This is a genomic window from Bacillus sp. SIMBA_008 (assembly GCF_046535495.1).
Taxonomy (GTDB): Bacteria; Bacillota; Bacilli; order Bacillales; family Bacillaceae; genus Bacillus; species Bacillus subtilis.
In genome coordinates this window covers 1-262 of sequence record NZ_JAWRWL010000666.1, presented here as the reverse complement: position 1 = coordinate 262, position 262 = coordinate 1, and the positions used below count along the sequence as shown (strand labels likewise).

The 262-nt window shown below is 57.3% G+C and carries 1 protein-coding gene; it reads left to right on the top strand.

Annotation, left to right across the window (positions count from 1 at the left end; genetic code table 11):
- Nucleotides 1-115 (top strand): DUF6511 domain-containing protein (locus tag SB658_RS24890; RefSeq protein WP_410603079.1); only part of this gene is annotated, 115 nt, incomplete at its 5' end.
- Nucleotides 116-262 lie beyond the last annotated feature (147 nt).

The window sequence follows — 262 nt, the reverse complement described above, 5'->3', positions numbered from 1 at the left end:
GGGAAAGACCGACCTTAAGGACATGGACGAGCTCGAAGCACGCATGCTGGTCAAAGCCGCATGGGAAGGATGCGGGCGGGGGATGCGTGAAGCGTTGAAGGAGGCGCCGTTTTGATGAAACACGACAACGACAATCACTGCAGTGTGGCAGCCTCACGCTGTGCGTAAAGATAATTCAGCAAGTCGGCCAGATCGTCGGCTTGCTCCTCACCCAGTCCAATTTGCCTGATGCCGTTCACTTCCGCAGCGTCGCCCGTCCAAA